We start from the raw sequence: 16,512 nt of genomic DNA, 5'->3' as shown, positions 1-16,512 counted from the left end.
GGGCGCACAGCAAAGAGTTCCAAACAAGAGGTTTGTTGAAAAATACTGGGCCGGGCTGACGCGTTCTGCGCCGAGCTTGCCCCGGCAGGGGCCGATCGGCCCGCTGCCCGCCTTGCTGGGTTAGCGTTGCGACCTCCCCTTGGTGCAACCCTCAACCCGATCGTCTCATCCGCCGCCCGGCTTAAAAATCCGGTCGAAGGAAACTGGGCCTTCCGGCCTTACCCCGCCAACAGCAACTGCGCCTCGTGACGTTTGAGCGTCTGGCGCGCGGCCGGGTAGGCCACGCGGCCCCGTGCCTCACGCAGCTCGGGGAAGAGCTGGAAGATCTCGGCCTGCTGCTCTTTGCCAAGACCCATCAGCGCTTGGTCGCCCGGCTGGAAGCTTTCGCTCCAGGCGCCGTTGGCAAGGACAACCTCGTGCTGATCGAACATGAAATGCACATAGCTCACGCCGTCGGGATCAGTCGCGACAATGTCACGCCCGTTGATCAGGTGTTTCGCTGCGACCAGCACCTCATGCTCTTCGCAATAGAGCGCAGTGCGGGCATTCGCGACGAGCATGCGATGGTTGGGCGAGACCAGCAGGTCGGTCTCGGGCAGGCCGCCACCAAGGCTGCCCGCGCGGATCAGAACCGGCTTCAGCGCGGGTTTGCGAGCCAGTTCGGCGCTGCTCAGGTCGCGACGCCCGGCCCAGCGGATTTCCTGAATGCCGTTGTCGCGCGTGATCACCTTGTCGCCCGCACGTAGTTCCTCAACCGGGCGCTCGCCCTTCGGCGTCGCGATCATCGTACCCGGCGTGAAGCAGGGCGCGAAGTTCTCGATGTCGTTGTAATTGAAGTTGAAATACTGACCCGTGCTCGCGTTGTAGAGCACGATCTGGCCGGACCAACCCGTCCCGTCGCCGGACGGGTTCTGGGTCATGGAACTGACGACCCAGCCGTTCTTCAGGAAGTCCGAATAATCGAGCGTGTCGAAGTCGGTGCCGCCCGTGCCGCCGTCGACCGTCAGGTTCGCGACATAGCCCGAGTAGTCGAGAATGAACCGGTCCGACCCGTCTTCGCCGTAAAGATAGTCGTTGTTGCCGTCGCCGACGATCGTGTCGTCGCCCGCGCCGCCATAGATGTAATCGCCGTCGAGCCCGCCATCGAGATAGTCGTTGCCCGCGTCGCCATAGATCGTGTCGGAATCGTCCCCGCCGAAGATGACATCGTTGCCGTCGCCACCATGGATCAGGTCTTTGTTGTTGTTGGCTTCGCTGTCGGGGCCCGGGCTGTTCGTCCCTTCGTAGGGGATCGGGTTGTCGGGCGTGCCGTCGCCATAGATCGTGTCATCGCCGGTGCCACCGTCGATGGTGTCGTTCCCCGCCCAGCCGATGATGAAGTCATTGCCGCCATCGCCGAACACGCTGTCGTTGTCGATGCCCGCGTCGATGTAATCCGCGCCTTCGCCACCCGAGATGTAGTCAGCGTCGTCGCCGGTATAGATCGTGTCGTCGCCATCGCCGCCAAAGACCGTGTCCTTGTCGTCGTTCGGGTCGGGGTCGGCCAGGTAATAAGGCCAATACTGCGCATCGTATCCGGGATCGACGTAGTTTGACGTGTCGATGAAATCGTTGCCGGCCTCACCGCGAACGGAATCGTTGCCTTCGCCCGTGGTGATCGTGTCGTCGCCAGAGGTCCCGATGATCGTGTCGTTACTCATCGACGCCTCCTTCGCAACGGGCGGTCAACGGAGATTGCGCGAAATTGGCGGGCGCGACATGCGAAGCCATCAGCCCCCGCGCACATCCACCCGAGGCCTTACCCGCACCGGGCAACTGCAGGAGAATATCGGGGGCGACATGCCGCACGACCGGCTTGCGCCCCTGAGCATCATCTTGGGTCGAGATTGGAAACAGGTGACCGTACACGCTTACAACTCCACGACTTTTCAGGCGGTTAGCCTGATCTTCAACCTTTTACGCAGCCTTCAGCGCCCCACCACGCGCTCCAGCCATCCACGTCAGCCCTCAACATCGGCCCGGCACCCGCCGAGGCTCCGCCCGATCTTGCGGCACAATCAACCGTGCCCCGCGACGCAGGCTGGCAGGGCTTTCGCCGCCGCCTCCGACCGTCATCGAGGGACGAGGCCCGGATGACATTCGATGTGGAACATGACGCTTACGTAAAAGCACAATTCTGCACTGCGGCACAAGAAAAATATCAGTCCCAGCCGTACATTCGCGGGGAAGTTTTCCCTTATTTTCCCATGGGATCGTTAATTCTTCCGTGAGCGTTTCCGGGACGCCAAAACGTTAAATAGTTAAATTTCGCGCTAAAGTTGTTCTTCCGCTTACGAAAGCGTCATGCCGAAACGACGCATCCCCAATGTTTCAAGGCAATTCCGGGAATATGCAGAGCACGCGCGCAGGCCCACCCCGAAGAGCGATTTCAACCGAGCCATCTGCGCGCTTAAGACGCACTGTATCCAGTTCGGGAATAATCCGACGGACCTGGATTGCCGCCGAAAAGGCAACAATGCCGGGCTGAAACCCTGATTTTCCCTCTGGGCGACGCTCCAGCTCCGAATCGTTGCCCCGCGAAGCGTGAAAACAGGATGGGAAAGGCTGGTGCCCGCACTCGGACTCGAACCGAGATACCTTGCGGTGGCGGATTTTGAATCCATTGAGCAGTAGGTTAAGCCTTTGATTTCATTGGCTTTAACTGTTGCTGCTGCTTCGATCCGCAACGTGTTGCTGCAACATCTGCAACAACTCCCGCAACATTTCCCGCAGGTAGATACGGGTGTTCTGCGTGGGCTTGGTCCCCCCGGTCGGACTCGAACCGACACGTCTTGCGACAAGCGAGTTTGAGTCGCTCGCGTCTACCATTCCGCCACAGGGGGCTGAGCCTGTCACTAAGGCGAGTCGCCGTGGCAGGCAAGAGCAAGCGTCAGGCTCTGGCCCGGATCGACCAGCCCAGTCCGAAGAAAAAGGCTGCAGCTCCGAAGCCATAGAGACCATACGCTGCAAGCCCAAACCCCAGAAGGATGAGCCAAGGCATCCGCTTGTCGAGCTTAGCAAGGGCGTCACGCTGCATCGGTGAAACCCTCCAGCGCAGCGACCGCAGAGAACAGGTCACTCGGCATCAGGTGGGCGTAACGCATGGTCGTCTCGATCCGCTTGTGGCCCATCCACTTCTGGACGGTCGGCAGAGGCACACCCTTGCGGACCAGCCGCGAACAGCAGGTGTGACGGCAGCAGTGGATCGTGAACGACTGGTCTTCGCTCAAGCCCATGAGACCACGCACGTTGTCCCACTTGTGGCGCAGCTCGTTGTAGCTGTAGGGGAACAGGTTGCGCCCGTCTTGGTTCAGCACCCGGCTGCGCAGGATGATCGCCTCGTCGAGCGTGTCGCAGGTGGCAGTCTTGCGCTTGCCGTCCACGGTCACGTCCACGAAATACTTCCCGCTCCTCAAGCGGATGCCTCGGGGTAGCGATTGCTTCTTGGCCATGTCTCTCTCCTTTCTCCATGGTCTGGTGTTGGTGGGTGACCTCAATCGCCCAGAGCTTCGAGGTCAGCCACAACTTTGACGCCTACGCTGGTCAGGTTGACCAACACCCGGCGCGGGTCTTCGGGGTCAGGGTCAGTGCGAACCCACCCAAGCCCGTCCTTCTTGCCACGCATCGGCTTGTCGCTGAGGATAGCCAAGGTGCGGGCGACGGTGGACTGCCCAAGCCCTGTCTTCTTGCACAGGTCACGAACCAGAACGTCACCGTCCTTGCTCGAAGCGATGTGCAGGAAGACGTTCAGGCGGGACACCGTCATGTCAGGGTCAGCGTTGAGCAAGTAGGCAGTCACCCGGATCATAGTCTTCGTCGTCACATTCATGGTCTCTCTCCTTCCGTTTGGTAGACCACGGGGTCAGGTAGAGCTTGAACCTGCCGCAGTCGATCATCAGCTCGCAGTTCAAGCACTCCACGACAGGCATCATAGTAGCAAAGTTTCTGTTATGCCACTCGGCAGTGATAGAGCCGATGTAGGGAATGTCCAGTTGATACGTTTTCATGGTTTCTTGGTGTCCAACAACGTCGTTTTTTCTTGCTCGGCTCTCGGCCTCGGTGTTCTGGCTTGTGGTCACAGGTCCGAGACGAGAGAGTCCACTACCCTCGCCATCCGGCGAACAGACCTTAGCTTGCAGCGTCCATGACCTCGCTCCCTCATTAGGCGCTCCCTGCGGATGCGCTTGGCCAACTGGTGAAGGAGGGATGGGTCGGCTGAATAACGCAGGCTTTGCATTGGCTTAGCCCTCCATCCGCTCACGCAGGAGAGATAGGGGATAGGCATTGACCTGTTCAATACCCTGTGAGCGGAAAATCTCAGGGGCAGGAACTTTGACCACAGCAATGCCACGTTCATTCGCTCGATGCTTGCACCAGAAGCCATCGCGCAGGGTGGCCTCAGGGTCGTCCAGCTGCATCGCCAGCGCCCAAGGATTGTGCCGTGCGTAGTAGCCGATCACCGTCTCGTAGCCCTCAGGAACGCCTGTGCTGAGGCAGGAGCGGCGGAACGCCTCGTCCACGGTGTCACACACCTGCCAATCGTCATAGCTGCTCTCTGGCTCGCTCTGGCGCTCTGCGATCAGGGTGTCCAGCAGCTCGCCCATGCGGATCAGCTCTTGCCGTGCCTGACGCTGGCCCTCAGGCGTCCCATCCTTGGCGAGGGTGAACAGAAGGTCAGCCGTTGCTTTCCAGCTCGGGGTCAGGTCGAAGGTTTGGATGGTCATGGGATCACTCCCTCCCGTAGTAGCCAGAGACCTCGCAGAGCGCTTCACGCAGCGGGGTCAGTTCATGGTGGTCGAAATCGTCGTCGCGGCGGTCCTCGTCCTCGATCTCTTCGTCCAGCTCTTCGTGGATGCGGAACGTCATGTCCTCAGCCAGAGCCAGCAGCTCGACGGCAGGCAAGGCGCGGTCCTCGTCCGAGTATCCGACCTCCAGCCCGGTGATCTTGACAGCCTCAGCCAGTGCCTGGGCGAGTGCTTCCTCGTCCCATGCGTCGTGGATAGCCATTGCTTCGCCAGCATCAGTGCGCCCGTAGATGGTCCAGAACTCGACCCATCCCGGCGTGGTGCGGACAGTGCAGCCCTCGCTCTCGTCGTGTCGGCAGGGGCTAACGTCCAGCCAAGTGAAGCCCTCGGCCTTGGCGAAGTCAGCAAGCGTGGTGCCATGCGGCAGGCAGTTGAAGTCCATGATCGTCTCTCCAGTGAAAAGCAAAAGCCCCCGCCAGTGTCGGCAGGGGCTTGGTTGCAGGGTCAGGCTGTAGGGTCAGGCTTTAGCGCAGCTGGTGCGGCATCACGCCATCCATCCCACCAAGGGAAAAGAGCGCTGCGATCAGCGCAATGACGACCAGAACTGCAGCAGCAATGATGATGCCAAAGACCTCGTCGAGCAGCTTCTGCAGCGGCGTCTTAGGTGGCAGGCGCGGCGGGATCAGGTCGCTATCGTCGTGTTTGTTCATGGTCTCTCCTTTCGCTTTAAGCTCATGCGTTGGCGCATGGGATGCCGCCCCACAGCTGAGGCGGTCACCAATGCGTCACGTCAGATCAGCCCGAGACGCTTCCACATACCGTCGATGAATGCCTCTGCACCATCACAGCGCGGGTTCCAACTGCCATCGCTCAGCACGTCCTCGCCGTTGCCGTGGATCAGCAGGAAAGACCCCACACGCTGCGCTCCACCGCCCTCAGGCTGTCGGGCGATGTAGTAGCGGGTCACTTCGGTCTGGGCGGTCTCTCGCTGGATCGCGGCACGGTCTCGGGTCCACTCGGTCACCCAGTCCTCGCCGTCATAGACCCTCACAAACAGCTCTTTGTCCGAGAGGATCGCGGTCAGCAGCTTGTTAGCGATGCGGGCTTCGGTCTTGTCCATCCAGTGCGGGAACTGACCTACGGTCGGCTTAGGCTCAACGCTCTTGATGCTGCCAAAGTCGATCTGCAGCTGCGCCACAGCTTCCTCGCGGGCGTCGGCATCAGTGGCAGCGATCACGGTCAGCTTGCGCTCACGCCCGGTCATGGTGGTATAGGTCACGTCAAATGCGGGCATGTCTCAGCACTCCATCAGCAGGGTTTTCAGCTCTTTCACGGTCCAGCCAGTGATGCTGGCCAGCTTGGCAAGCGTCAGATCGGGCTTCCCTTGCGCATCCTGAGTGACGTAGCCCCCGTTGTAGGGATCGGTCCAGTCCAGAGGCTTGACCACCATCGGCATGTTCATGGGGTGCAGCAGCTCGGACTTGGCCATCTCCCGCTCGATCCACTCGATCAGCTTGGCGGTCGGCTGGATCACCTTGACGGTGTCGCGGCGGGTGTTGATCTCGTCACCGATCTCGATCAGCCCGGTCTGCGTGATCATCTCGATCAGCTTCATGCCGAGGTGCAGGCAGTCCTGCTCAGGCCAGTTATTCCACTCGTCGTCCGAGAAGCGGCGCTCGTAGCCCGACATGGTTGCCTTCTTGCGGTGGTAGGTGGTGCCTTTCTTGGCCTTCTCCAGAGCGCGGACATAGGCGCGGTTGTAGGTGTCCTTGAACTGGGAGAAGCGGACCTCGTCCTCGATTCGCTTGCCGATCACGACAGCCACACGCTGGAGCAGTTGCTTCTTCCCGGTCAGGCCGTCGATCACCATGCGCAGGGCGATGTAGGAAGCCACGTCGCTGTCAACCTGCTTGAGGTAGCGGACAGCAATGTGCTGGCGACCGGGTGCGCCCTCGGCCTTCTGGATGAAGCGACCGATGGCAGCGCTGATGGTGTCCACCGACTTGGCGATGAGGGTCTTGCCGTATGCGGTGCCGCTCTCGTTGCCCAGCTCACGGCTGCGGGCGATCTGCTTCCTGATCTGATCACGACCGAGGCTGACCATGCGGGCTTCCAGCTCCAGCTCTGCGTTCAGCAGCTCCTCACCGTAGGCTTCGACCAGTTCTTCACGGTCACGACGAAGGCTCAGTTCCATGTGCATTTCCTCTTGGTTTGTTGCGGCGCTTGTTGCGGCGCGAGTAATGGTGGCACCTAACTCCGACCCTCTCCCGCAACACGCCTGCAACATTTGTTGCGGCGGGAAAGTATCTGATGCCAGATGGCATCGGTTCGGGCAAAAGAAAAACCCAGCCCCGAAAGGCTAGGTTTTATTGGTTCATTCGATGCAAAGTGTGGTAGGCATGCATGCTGCAGGTGCTTTTGAATCCGCTGCGTCTACCAATTCCGCCATGCGGGCCAGCCGCTTCGATCTATCCGGCCCGCGCGCGGGGGGCAAGAGGGTTTCGCCGCCCCCCTCACCCGCTTCGGCGCCGGTTACAGGCTGCGCGCCGAGAAGGTATCGCAGGTCCCGATATCGCCGCTCTCAAAACCCTGCGCGAACCAGCGTTGGCGCTGCTCGGAGGTGCCATGGGTGAAGCTGTCGGGCATCGGGCGGCGTCCGGCATTGCGCTGCAGCGTATCGTCGCCGATCTTCTCGGCGGCATTCATCGCCTCGGCCACGTCGCCCGGTTCGAGCGAGTCGAACATCTCGGCGGCATGGCTGGCCCAGACCCCCGACAGGCAATCGGCCTGCAGCTCGATCCGCACCGAGAGCGCGTTGCTCTCGGCGGCGCTGGCGCGCGCGCGGATCGCGTTGACCTTGCTAAGGATGCCCAGCTCGTCCTGCACGTGATGGGCGACCTCATGGGCCACGACATAGGCATAGGCAAAATCGCCCCCCGCCCCGAGCTGACGCGACAGCGTGTCGAAAAACGCGGTGTCGAGATAGACCTTCTTGTCGCCCGGGCAATAGAACGGCCCCGTCGCCCCCGAGGCATTGCCGCAGGGCGAGGCAGTGACCTGGCTGAACAGCACCAGCGTCACCGGATTGTAGCGCCGGCCCAGCTCGTCGGCAAAGATCGTGGTCCAGATTTCTTCGGTATCAGCAAGGGTTACGGACACAAAGTCACCCAAGGCCTGCTCGCGTTCCGACAGCTCTCCGGTGGTCTGCACGCTCTGCCCGCCGCCCTGCAGGAGCGGCGTCACGTCGATGCCGAAATACCAGCCCGCCAGCAACAGCGCGATCGCACCGAACCCCGAAACCCCAAGCGCCTTGCCGCCACCGCGCTGACTGCGCCGATCCTCGATATTGGCGCTGCCGCGCCGTCCCTGCCATTTCACGCCGAACGCCCTCCACCGATCACTCCGCATGCAAACTAGCGCCGGCGGCGGGCCTGCGGCAATCCCCCTCGGGCGCGGCCCGCGCCCTTCACGCCCTTGACGGCGCGGAAGCAAAGCCGCAAACCCGCGGGGACGCGTGAAACGGCAAGGAGCGGAGATGATCCGGGGTCTCTATGACTGGACGATGGGGCTTGCCTCGCATCGCCACGCAATGTGGGCGCTGGTCGCCGTATCGTTCATCGAAAGCTCGGTCTTTCCGATCCCGCCCGATGTGCTGATGATCCCGATGGTGCTGGCCGCGCGCGAACGCGCCTTCTGGATCGCGACGGTGGCGACGCTGGCCTCGGTCGCGGGCGGCTGCCTTGGCTATGCGATCGGGTTCTTCTTCATGGATGCCGTGGGCACGCCGATCCTTGAGTTCTACGGCAAGACCGAGAGCTTCGACCAGCTCGCCGCGCGGTTCAACGAGATGGGCGGCTGGGCGGTGCTGATCGCGGGGGTGACGCCCTTCCCCTACAAGGTGATCACGATCTTCTCGGGGGTCACCCAGCTCGACTTCACCCTGTTCATGGGGATCTCGGTGCTGGCGCGGGCGCTGCGGTTCTTCATCGTTGCCGCGCTGTTGTGGCGGTTCGGTGCACCAATCCGTGATTTCATCGAGAAACGCCTGGGCTTGATGTTTACCCTGTTTGTGGTGATCCTGCTCGGCGGATTTATGGCAGTGAAATATCTCTGATGACCAAGACGCTTTGGGAACGCTTCAACACGGTTCGGCTGGTTTCGCTGGCGACGCTCGGCTCGGCCGGGCTTCTGGCGGGGGCGTTCATGTTCCAGGCGCTTGGCTATGCGCCCTGCGATCTGTGCCTGTTGCAGCGCTGGCCGCATGTGGCGGCGGTGCTGATCGGCGGCGCGATGCTGAGCCTGCCCCTGCCCCGCATCTTCGCGCTTTTTGGCGCGGCGGCGGCGGCCACCTCGGGGGCGATCGGAATCTATCACTCGGGCGTCGAGCTGCACATCTTCGAAGGCCCTGACAGCTGCACCTCGAACGGGGTGGCGAATCTGTCGGTCGACGAGCTGATGGCGCAGATCAACGGCGCGCCGCTGGTACGCTGCGACGAGATCACCTGGCAGATCTTTGGCCTCACCATGGCCAATATGAACGTGCTTTTGTCCTTCGGCCTCGCGCTGGTCTGGATTCTGGCCTTCCTGCACGCCCACAAGGGCGCCGCGGCGGCCTATCGCGAAGACTGATCGCCCGGAAAGGGCCTTGGCGATTGCACCCCAAGCCTAGGATCACTATAACCGGGCAACACCTAGATCTAGCTTGCGAGAGCCCGCGTGACCGATACGCCCGAACCGCCGGAAATGACTGAAGACGCGCCGCAGCGCCCGCATTACGACGGGCCCACGGTCGACATCTCTTCCGAAATGAAAACGGCCTATCTCGATTATGCGATGAGCGTGATCGTGAGCCGCGCGATCCCAGATCTGCGCGACGGTCTGAAGCCCGTGCACCGGCGCATCCTTTACGCCATGCACGAGACCGGCAACACGCATGACAAGCCCTATCGCAAGTCGGCGCGCCCGGTCGGCGACGTTATGGGTAAATACCACCCGCATGGCGACGCGGCGATCTATGACGCCCTCGTGCGGATGGCCCAGCCCTTCTCGATGTCGCTGCCGCTCCTGGACGGTCAGGGCAACTTCGGCTCGATGGACGGCGACTCGGCGGCGGCGATGCGCTACACCGAGGTGCGCATGCAGAAGGCCGCGGCCTCGCTGCTGGCCGATATCGAAAAAGACACGGTCGATTTCCAGGACAACTACGACGGCAAGGACCGCGAGCCCACCGTCCTGCCGGCGCGATTCCCGAACATGCTGGTCAATGGCGCGGGCGGCATCGCGGTCGGCATGGCGACCAATATCCCGCCGCATAACCTCGGCGAGGTCTGCGACGCGACGCTGGCGCTGATCGAGACCCCCGACATGTCGGACGAGGCGATCATGGAGATCGTCCCCGGCCCCGACTTCCCGACCGGCGCGCAGATCATGGGCCGCGGCGGCATCCGCAAGGCCTATCTCGAAGGCCGCGGCTCGGTGATTATCCGCTCGAAAACCCGCGTCGAGGAAATCCGCAAAGACCGCTTTGCCATCGTCATCGACGAGATCCCCTATCAGGTGAACAAGGCGGCGATGATCGAGAAGATCGCCGACCTCGTGCGCGAAAAGAAGCTCGAGGGCATCGCCCATATCGCCGACGAATCCGACCGTGTCGGCGTGCGCGTGGTGATCGAGCTCAAGCGCGACGCGACGCCCGATGTGGTGCTGAACCAGCTCTACCGCTTCACGCCGCTGCAAACCTCGTTCGGCTGCAACATGCTGGCGCTGAACGGCGGCCGCCCCGAGACCCTGACGCTGCGCGCCTTCCTGACCAACTTCATCACCTTCCGCGAAGAAGTCGTCGCGCGCCGCACCGCCTTTGAGCTGCGCAAGGCGCGCGAGCGCTCGCATATCCTGTGCGGGCTCGCGGTGGCGGTCTCGAACGTGGACGAGGTCGTGGCGACGATCCGCTCGTCGGCCGATGCGTCCGAGGCGCGCGAGCGGCTGATGACGCGGCGCTGGCCCGCGCATGACATCGCCCCCTACATCCGGTTGATCGACGATCCGCTGCACCCGATCAACGAGGACGGCACCTACAACCTTTCGGAGGCTCAGGCCCGCGCGATCCTCGATCTGCGCCTGCAGCGCCTGACCCAGCTCGGCGTCAAGGAAGTCACCGACGAGCTCGAAGATCTGGCCGCGAAGATCAAGGACTACCTGGAAATCCTCGGCTCGCGCGAACGGATCATGGCGATCATCTCGGGCGAGCTGCGCGAGGTGAAAGAGGCCTTCGCCGTGCCGCGCCGCACCGAGATCATCGACTGGGCGGGCGACCTTGAGGACGAGGACCTGATCGAGCGCGAGGACATGGTCGTCACCATCACCTCGGGCGGCTACATCAAGCGCACGCCCCTCAACGAGTTCCGCGCGCAGCGTCGCGGCGGCAAGGGGCTCTCGTCGATGGCCACGAAAGAGGATGACGTGGTCACCACGCTCTTCGTCGCCAATACCCATACGCAGCTTCTGTTCTTCACCACCGATGGCATGGTCTACAGCCTGAAATGCTGGCGGCTGCCGTCCGGCGGGCGCACTGCCAAGGGCAAGGCGATCGTCAACATCCTGCCGATCCCGCAGGGCGTCTCGATCGCCTCGCTGATGCCGGTCGATGCCCCCGAGGAAGAATGGGACAATTATCAGGTCTTCTTCTCGACCTCCGAGGGCGACGTGCGCCGCAACGCGCTGTCCGACTTCGCCCGCGTGATGAAGAACGGCAAGATCGCGATGCGCCTGCCCGAGGGCGTGACGCTGGTCGACACGCGCATGTGCACCGAGGCCGATGACATCATGCTGGTGACGGCGGCGGGCCGCGCGATCCGCTTCCCGGTGACCGAGGTGCGCATCTTCAAGGGCCGCGATTCCACCGGCGTGCGCGGTGTGCGCCTTGGCGCGGGCGACAAGGTCGTCTCGATGTCGGTGATCCGCCATTTCGAGGCCGAGCCCTGGGAACGCGCTGCCTTCATCCGTCGCTTCCGCGCCGAGCTTGGCGCCGAGATCGAAGGCGAAGGCATCGAGGACGAGGCGATCGAAGCCGATGACGAGGCCGCGACCGAAGCTGGCGACGGCGTTCTTCTGGATGATCGTTTCCGCGAGATGCGCGAGGCGCAGGACCTGATCCTGACGATCACCGCCAAGGGTCTGGGCAAGATCTCGTCGAGCCACGACTACCCGGTGCGCGGGCGCGGCGGCCAGGGCGTCACCGCCTTCGAGAAATCGATGCGCGGCGGCGCGCTTGTGGCCTCCTTCCCGGTCGAAACCGGCGATCAGGTGATGCTGGCCACCTCGACCGGCCAGTCGATCCGCTGCCCCATCGCGGGCATCTCGTTCCGCTCGCGGTCGGCAGGCGGCGTCAAGGTCTTCGACACCGCCAAGGGCGAAGAGGTTGTCTCGGTCGCGCGCATCGCTGACACCGAGGAAGAGGACGGCGCCGAGATCGCCGCCCCGGTTACGGACGGCACCGAAGCCTGAGCAACCCCAGATCACATCGCTCAAGGGCGCCCGACCGGGCGCCCTTTTGCATACCGAGGCATGCCGGAAAGCCACAGTGACCCGGAAATTCTCGGGGCAATCTTTCCGCAGCGCAGCAATCGCTATAATCTGGTGAAAATCATCTATTTGGCAGGAAACCACAGATGCAGATCCGCAGCCTTCTTACCGTCACCACCGCGCTCGCGCTGACCGCCGGCGTCGCCCAGGCCGAAGCCAACTACCAGACCGTCTATGGCATCGCCGGGACCTACTCGATCGAGAACGTCGACATCGACATGCTCAACATCGGCGGCGAAGTCGAAGAGAGCTTTGGCCGTTTCACCTTCGGTCTCGCGATCGACGGCACCCGCATCTGGGTTCCGGGCGAAAAGGGCGATGTCTCGATGGTCGGCGTGACCTTCGGCTATGACGTGACCGACTCGCTCAGCGTCGTCGCCGCCCTCGACAACTACCAGGTCGAAGGCCCGGGCGACTTCTCGGACCGCCTGCTCGGCGTCGAATACAAATTCGCCGATTACACCCTCGGCCTGGCCGGCGCGCAAAACAGCTACGATGGCTATGACCACACCATCCCGCTGGCGTTCGCCCATGTCGAAAAAGGCCCCTACTCGGCCTCGCTTCTGCTCTCGCTGGATGACGACGGCAAGGAACTCGCGCTGGTCGCCAGCCACGAGAACGACCGCTACGAGGCGGATGTGGGCTTCGGCTATTCGAACGACTACGACTACACCGTCGCCTCGGTTGACGCGACCTACTACTTCGACGCGCCCTACCGCGCGAACGGCCGCCTGCTGATCGGTCAGTTCGAGAACACCGACGTTGTCGAGCTGGGCATCGGCGGCGGCTACAAGCTGGCCGAGAACGTCTGGGCCGACATCGGCTATTCGCAGATCCGCGTCGAGGGTGACAAGTTCGTCGACGGCTTCTCGCTGGAGCTGACCTTCGAGACCGGCGATCGCAAGCTGAAGACCCGCACCGTGATGGAAGACGCCTATACCGCGATCTCGCCCACGGGTCTGCTGATCAACTAAGGTCGTCCCAAAGGGATGCGAAAGGGCGCCTTCGGGCGCCTTTTCTTTTGCGCCCTTTTCAACCGGCCCCTCCTCGACTAGATCAGCGCCATGACACAAGAACTCCATATCATCGGCGGCGGGCTTGCGGGCTCCGAAGCCGCCTGGCAAGCCGCCGAGGCCGGCGTGCCGGTCGTGCTCCATGAAATGCGCCCGCAGGTCGGCACCTTCGCGCATCAGACCGGCAATTTCGCCGAGATGGTCTGTTCGAACTCGTTCCGCTCGGACGATGACGAGCGCAATGCCGTGGGGCTGCTGCATTGGGAGATGGCGGCCGCCGGCGGGCTGATCATGGAGATGGCGCGGCAGCACCGCCTGCCCGCGGGCGGCGCGCTGGCCGTCGACCGCGAGGCGTTCTCGCAGGCCGTGACCGACCGGCTCCGCGCCCATCCGCTGATTTCCGTGGCCGAAGGCGAAGTGACCGAGCTGCCCCGCGACGGGCATTGGATCGTCGCCACCGGGCCGCTGACCTCGGGCGCGCTGGCCGATTCGATCCGCGCCGAGACCGGCGCTGAGAGCCTCGCCTTCTTCGACGCGATCGCGCCCATCGTCTACACCGAAAGCATCGACATGTCGGTCGCCTGGCGCCAGTCGCGCTATGACAAGGGCGAGACCGAGGAGGAGCAGAAGGCCTATCTGAACTGCCCGATGACCAAGCCGCAATACGAGGCTTTCATCGACGCGCTGCTGGCCGCCGACAAGACCGAGTTCCACGACGGCGAGACCGCGAAATATTTCGACGGCTGCCTGCCGATCGAGGTGATGGCCGAGCGCGGTCGCGAGACGCTGCGCCACGGGCCGATGAAGCCCGTCGGCCTGACCAACGCGCATAAGCCCGAGGAAAAGGCCTATGCGGTGGTGCAGCTGCGCCGCGACAACGCGCTGGGGACGCTCTATAATATCGTCGGCTTCCAGACAAAGATGAAGTACGGCGCGCAAGCCTCTGTTTTCCGTATGATTCCTGGGCTTGAGAATGCAAGCTTCGCGCGCCTCGGTGGGATCCATCGCAACACGTTCATCAACTCGCCGACACTGCTGGATGTGCAGATGCGGATGCGCGCGCGCCCGAATATCCGCTTCGCCGGACAGATCACCGGCGTCGAAGGCTATGTCGAAAGCGCGTCGATGGGGCTTTTGGCCGGGCGGATGGCCGCGGCCGAGATCAAGGGCAGCGACCTGCCGCCGCCGCCCTTCACCACCGCGATGGGCGCGCTGATCAACCACATCACCGGCGGCGCGGAGGCGAAAACCTTCCAGCCGATGAACGTGAACTTCGGCCTGTTTCCGCCGCTGGAGGAGGCACGTGGCGGCCGCAAGGGCCGCAAGGATCGCTACAAAGGCTATACCGACCGCGCGAAAGAGGATTTCGCCCAATGGCTTGCGGCTCAAAGCTAAGACGCACGCGCTTCGCACCATCGCCCACGGGGCCGCTCCATCTAGGCCATGCGCTGGCCGCGATTATCGCCGCCGAGCGCGCCGATCCGGGTGAGTTCCTGCTTCGGATCGAAGACCTCGACCAATCCCGCGCCCGTCCGCAGTGGGAGGCGCAGATTTTCGACGACCTGCACTGGCTCGGGCTGGACTGGCCCACGCCCGTTCTGCGTCAGTCGGAACGCATGAGCTTATATCAGCAAGCTCTTGATAAATTATACGATCTTGGCGTCACCTATCGCTGCTCCTGCTCGCGTGCCGACATCCGCGCGGCGCTTGACGCCCCACAGGAAGGTGCTCCGATCCTCGGCCCCGACGGGCTGGTTTACCCCGGCACCTGTCGCGGCAAGCAAGACGGCGACACCATCCGCCTCGACATGGCGCGCGCGCTTGACCTGCTCGGTCCGAACCTGCCCGGATTTGACGAAAGCGGCACCCAGCCCGGCCACTACCAAGCAAATCAAGATTGGCTTTTAACCCATTGTGGGGACGTTGTTTTGGCGCGTCGAGATATGGGCGCCGCCTATCATCTTGCGGTCGTGGTCGATGATGCAGCCCAGGGCATCACCGAGGTCACGCGCGGCGAAGACCTGTTCGAGGCTACCTATATCCACGTGATCCTGCAGGCGCTCCTTGGCCTGCCCACGCCCGCCTATCACCATCACCGCCTGATCCGCGACGCGGCCGGCAAGCGCCTGGCCAAGCGCGACGACGCACGCGCGATCGCGACCTACCGCGCGCAAGGCGCCACCCCCGCCGAAATTCGCGCAAAGATCGGCCTCTAAGTCCTTCACTGAGCTATAAATACTCCTACCGGAGGCGGCGCAGGATTAGCCTTCCATCGGCTTCAGGATCTCGACCTCTTCGCCGCTCCGAACCGCCGTGTAAAAGCAACTCCGCCGGTTGGTGTGGCACGCGGGCCCGGCTTGCTCGACCAGAAGCAACAGGCAATCGCGGTCGCAATCCACGCGCAGCTCGATCAGCTTCTGCACATGGCCCGAGCTTTCGCCCTTCGCCCAGAAACTCTGACGCGAGCGCGACCAATAGGTGACATGGCCGGTTTCCAGCGTGCGCGCGAGGCTCTCGGCATTCATCCAGGCCATCATCAGCACCTCGCCCGAGGCCGCATCCTGCGCAATCGCCGGGATCAGACCGTTCGCATCGTATTTCAGGCTCGCGGGATCGAAGGACATCGCTCTTTCCTTTCCGGGGGTCTGCCCCTATCTACGGGCTCAGACCGCCGGAGGAAAGACATGAGCGACGCCGATCTGATGAAGCTCTATTCGCAGCGCATCCTTGCGCTCGCGGCCGACATCCCCGGCGCCGATCCGCTGCCCGCCCCCGATGCGCAGGCCGAGGCGCGCGCGCCGCTTTGCGGCTCGACGATCAAGGTCGCGCTGACGCTTGACGGCGACACGATCAGCGGATTTTCCCAGCAGGTGCGCGCCTGTGCGCTTGGGCAGGCCTCGGCCTCGATCTTCGGGCGTCATGTGATCGGCTGCACCGAGGCGCAGGTGGCGCAGCTGCGCACCGAACTGGAGGCCATGCTCAAGGGCGGCCCCGTGCCGTCGGCCCCGTTCGCAGACTACGAGGTGCTGATCCCGGCGCGCGACTACCCGAACCGCCATGCCTCGATCCTGCTGGCGCCGACGGCCACGCTGAAGGCCTTGGCCGAGGTGCATTAACCCGCGCGAAACCCGGCT

17 protein-coding genes and 1 tRNA gene are annotated in these 16,512 nt (G+C 63.1%); 7 read left to right on the top strand and 11 right to left on the bottom strand.

Going from position 1 to position 16,512, the window contains the following annotated elements; genetic code table 11:
* Positions 1-218: 218 nt before the first annotated feature.
* From CLN94_RS06605 to ypfJ, 10 genes are all read right to left on the bottom strand, one after another.
* The gene (locus tag CLN94_RS06605; RefSeq protein ID WP_096432423.1) at positions 219-1,700 is read right to left on the bottom strand and encodes a Hint domain-containing protein; all 1,482 of its coding nucleotides are present in this window, start codon (positions 1,698-1,700) and stop codon (positions 219-221) included.
* Positions 1,701-2,798: 1,098 nt separating this feature from the next.
* A tRNA-Leu gene (locus tag CLN94_RS06600) sits at positions 2,799-2,882 on the bottom strand.
* A 183-nt stretch (positions 2,883-3,065) separates the two neighbouring features.
* Positions 3,066-3,455 carry a tyrosine-type recombinase/integrase gene (locus tag CLN94_RS06595; RefSeq protein WP_179300254.1) on the bottom strand — a complete coding sequence of 130 codons (390 nt, stop codon included), beginning with the start codon at positions 3,453-3,455 and terminating at the stop codon, positions 3,066-3,068.
* Positions 3,456-3,532: 77 nt separating this feature from the next.
* Entirely contained in the window at positions 3,533-3,868 is a 336-nt protein-coding gene (locus CLN94_RS06590; protein WP_143598884.1) for a MarR family winged helix-turn-helix transcriptional regulator, read from the bottom strand.
* Between the two features lie 412 nt (positions 3,869-4,280).
* Positions 4,281-4,763 (bottom strand): hypothetical protein, encoded by a 483-nt coding sequence (locus CLN94_RS06585; protein WP_096432417.1) that lies wholly within the window; start codon positions 4,761-4,763, stop codon positions 4,281-4,283.
* A 4-nt stretch (positions 4,764-4,767) separates the two neighbouring features.
* Positions 4,768-5,226 (bottom strand): hypothetical protein, encoded by a 459-nt coding sequence (locus CLN94_RS06580; RefSeq protein ID WP_096432415.1) that lies wholly within the window; start codon positions 5,224-5,226, stop codon positions 4,768-4,770.
* An 82-nt stretch (positions 5,227-5,308) separates the two neighbouring features.
* Positions 5,309-5,494: a hypothetical protein gene (locus tag CLN94_RS06575; protein ID WP_096432413.1), complete on the bottom strand. Its 186-nt coding sequence runs from the start codon at positions 5,492-5,494 to the stop codon at positions 5,309-5,311.
* 80 nt (positions 5,495-5,574) lie between these two features.
* The gene (locus tag CLN94_RS06570; protein ID WP_143598883.1) at positions 5,575-6,078 is read right to left on the bottom strand and encodes a hypothetical protein; all 504 of its coding nucleotides are present in this window, start codon (positions 6,076-6,078) and stop codon (positions 5,575-5,577) included.
* A gap of 3 nt (positions 6,079-6,081) precedes the next feature.
* Positions 6,082-6,978 (bottom strand): hypothetical protein, encoded by an 897-nt coding sequence (locus tag CLN94_RS06565; RefSeq protein ID WP_179300253.1) that lies wholly within the window; start codon positions 6,976-6,978, stop codon positions 6,082-6,084.
* A gap of 338 nt (positions 6,979-7,316) precedes the next feature.
* Positions 7,317-8,162, bottom strand: a complete 846-nt coding sequence (gene ypfJ, locus CLN94_RS06560; protein ID WP_096432407.1) for a KPN_02809 family neutral zinc metallopeptidase — start codon at positions 8,160-8,162, stop codon at positions 7,317-7,319.
* A 157-nt stretch (positions 8,163-8,319) separates the two neighbouring features.
* Here ypfJ and CLN94_RS06555 point away from each other — a divergent pair, with 157 nt between their 5' ends.
* From CLN94_RS06555 to gluQRS, 6 genes are all read left to right on the top strand, one after another.
* Positions 8,320-8,898, top strand: coding sequence for a YqaA family protein (locus CLN94_RS06555; protein ID WP_096432405.1), 579 nt, complete (start codon positions 8,320-8,322; stop codon positions 8,896-8,898).
* Complete coding sequence (locus CLN94_RS06550) at positions 8,898-9,413, top strand: disulfide bond formation protein B (RefSeq protein ID WP_096432403.1); 516 nt, start codon at positions 8,898-8,900, stop codon at positions 9,411-9,413. The genes CLN94_RS06555 and CLN94_RS06550 overlap by 1 nt, the downstream gene beginning before the upstream one ends.
* Positions 9,414-9,500: 87 nt before the next feature.
* Positions 9,501-12,287 (top strand): DNA gyrase subunit A, encoded by a 2,787-nt coding sequence (gene gyrA, locus CLN94_RS06545; protein WP_425439447.1) that lies wholly within the window; start codon positions 9,501-9,503, stop codon positions 12,285-12,287.
* 164 nt (positions 12,288-12,451) lie between these two features.
* The gene (locus CLN94_RS06540) at positions 12,452-13,339 is read left to right on the top strand and encodes a hypothetical protein (protein WP_096432401.1); all 888 of its coding nucleotides are present in this window, start codon (positions 12,452-12,454) and stop codon (positions 13,337-13,339) included.
* Positions 13,340-13,429: 90 nt separating this feature from the next.
* Positions 13,430-14,773: a methylenetetrahydrofolate--tRNA-(uracil(54)-C(5))-methyltransferase (FADH(2)-oxidizing) TrmFO gene (gene trmFO, locus CLN94_RS06535; protein ID WP_096432399.1), complete on the top strand. Its 1,344-nt coding sequence runs from the start codon at positions 13,430-13,432 to the stop codon at positions 14,771-14,773.
* The gene (gene gluQRS, locus CLN94_RS06530; protein ID WP_096432397.1) at positions 14,752-15,594 is read left to right on the top strand and encodes a tRNA glutamyl-Q(34) synthetase GluQRS; all 843 of its coding nucleotides are present in this window, start codon (positions 14,752-14,754) and stop codon (positions 15,592-15,594) included. Before trmFO ends, gluQRS begins: the two co-directional genes overlap by 22 nt.
* Before the next feature lie 45 nt (positions 15,595-15,639).
* On the opposite strand, the gene hisI is transcribed toward gluQRS, so the two are convergent.
* On the bottom strand, positions 15,640-16,002 hold the full coding sequence (gene hisI, locus CLN94_RS06525) for a phosphoribosyl-AMP cyclohydrolase (protein WP_096432395.1): 363 nt from the start codon (positions 16,000-16,002) through the stop codon (positions 15,640-15,642).
* Positions 16,003-16,062: 60 nt separating this feature from the next.
* On the opposite strand from hisI, the gene CLN94_RS06520 reads away from it, so the two are divergent.
* Positions 16,063-16,494, top strand: coding sequence for an iron-sulfur cluster assembly scaffold protein (locus CLN94_RS06520; protein WP_096432393.1), 432 nt, complete (start codon positions 16,063-16,065; stop codon positions 16,492-16,494).
* Positions 16,495-16,512 lie beyond the last annotated feature (18 nt).

Origin of the sequence: Pseudothioclava arenosa (genome assembly GCF_002358085.1) — a bacterium.
Lineage (GTDB): Bacteria > Pseudomonadota > Alphaproteobacteria > Rhodobacterales > Rhodobacteraceae > Pseudothioclava > Pseudothioclava arenosa.
Note: the sequence above shows the minus strand (reverse complement) of the source record. Positions and strands in the feature narration are given on the sequence as shown.